Genomic DNA, 1,175 nt, shown 5'->3' with positions numbered 1-1,175 from the left:
GATCACTCCCATACCTGGTACTTTTTGATTGACAAAAAGTCTAAAAGTCTTACCCAACAAGGTTTTTAGATTTATTCAGCAAACCCTAACTAGAGAACCAAACAGGATAATTTTTGTAATTGGGAAATTTTTTTTTAGATAATCAATAACTGGCGGAAGATTTTTCCTTGCCTCTTGAGCTAATTTTTGATTATATTCCTGCTGTTCTTTTTGGCGTTTTTGCCAGTATTCAAGATAGGGATTATTAACCGACATAATCATTATAATATCGAGGATTTAGCTTAACTTTCTGCCCATTGTTCAAAGAAAATTTGAATATCTTTTTCTAAGTTTCTGTAGATTTTTCTTGCCCTGTCTAAATTAACTTTCAATTGCTCATAATCAATATTTGTGCCGTAGGCATGACGAAAAAAGTGCCGAAATCCTCGCAAACTATTTAACAAAGCGGCGGTTTCTGAAGAAATAAAAGCAGGACGAATTCCGGGGATAGGGACAGTCATTCTGTTTAATAAGGCTGTATGCCATTGCCGAGTATCGGCAATATGATTTTCAAAACAGGTAGCCACTATTTTAAGTAAATCCTCAGTGGCACTGTATAAATTATGGATTTGATAGGCAATGCTTTCCAGGCGAATGACATCATCGGGATTAACACCTTCGGCTCTAACAGCTAGTTTACCATCGATGGCTTTGATTAACTGTAATTGAGCATTTATATCAGCTTTCAACAGGATTAGTTGTCGGTTGTCCATAAAATTCCTTCTTCCCGAATTCGGTGGGCAAAATGACAGTTTTTCAGCAGAATAATATCCACCTCTCTCCCCAGATAATAGGACAGAATACTAATAGCCTCAAAGTGCAGTTCGGGATTGATATTTTCGACGGCAATATCCACATCAGAACCGGGGTGAAATTTATAGGGACGAGTCACGGAGCCAAAGATATAAGCTCGATTAATTCCGTATTTTACCGCATTTTCATGAAGCCATTGTTGAGTTTTTGCCAGCAGGGTTTGTCTTTCCTGTTCTCCTTGAATATCTTTTTCTTTGAGGATTTTATCGAGTTCTGGGGTAGGAAAAGCGCTCATGGGCTTATTTTACCATTGAGTTTAAGTAAGTGGTTCTAATTAAATAGGGTTTGCGGCAAAAAGTTTTTCGTGGGGGTAGGGTGTGGGG

General features: G+C 37.9%; 3 protein-coding genes. All 3 read right to left on the bottom strand.

Translation table 11 applies throughout. The features are described from left to right. Window positions 1–75 precede the first annotated feature (75 nt). Genes IQ242_RS25325 through IQ242_RS25315 form a run of 3 tightly spaced genes read right to left on the bottom strand, consistent with a single transcriptional unit; the run spans window position 76 to window position 1,087 of the window. Window positions 76–255, bottom strand: a complete 180-nt coding sequence (locus IQ242_RS25325) for a hypothetical protein (protein WP_228021222.1) — start codon at window positions 253–255, stop codon at window positions 76–78. 26 nt (window positions 256–281) lie between these two features. After that, window positions 282–752 (bottom strand): hypothetical protein, encoded by a 471-nt coding sequence (locus IQ242_RS25320; protein WP_004159484.1) that lies wholly within the window; start codon window positions 750–752, stop codon window positions 282–284. After that, a complete protein-coding gene (locus IQ242_RS25315) occupies window positions 734–1,087 on the bottom strand; it encodes a nucleotidyltransferase family protein (protein WP_193961847.1) in 354 nt (117 codons plus the stop codon). The genes IQ242_RS25320 and IQ242_RS25315 overlap by 19 nt, the downstream gene beginning before the upstream one ends. Window positions 1,088–1,175: the final 88 nt, after the last annotated feature.

Origin of the sequence: Microcystis sp. LEGE 08355 (genome assembly GCF_015207185.1) — a bacterium.
In the GTDB taxonomy this organism is placed as follows: Bacteria; Cyanobacteriota; Cyanobacteriia; order Cyanobacteriales; family Microcystaceae; genus Microcystis; species Microcystis panniformis.
Note: the sequence above shows the minus strand (reverse complement) of the source record. Positions and strands in the feature narration are given on the sequence as shown.

Bases quoted from the DNA above. Each gene is read 5' to 3' on its own strand.
- IQ242_RS25325 (WP_228021222.1), bottom strand. From the start codon at position 255: ATGTCGGTTAATAATCCCTATCTTGAATACTGGCAAAAACGCCAAAAA.
- IQ242_RS25320 (WP_004159484.1), bottom strand. From the start codon at position 752: ATGGACAACCGACAACTAATCCTGTTGAAAGCTGATATAAATGCTCAA.
- IQ242_RS25315 (WP_193961847.1), bottom strand. From the start codon at position 1,087: ATGAGCGCTTTTCCTACCCCAGAACTCGATAAAATCCTCAAAGAAAAA.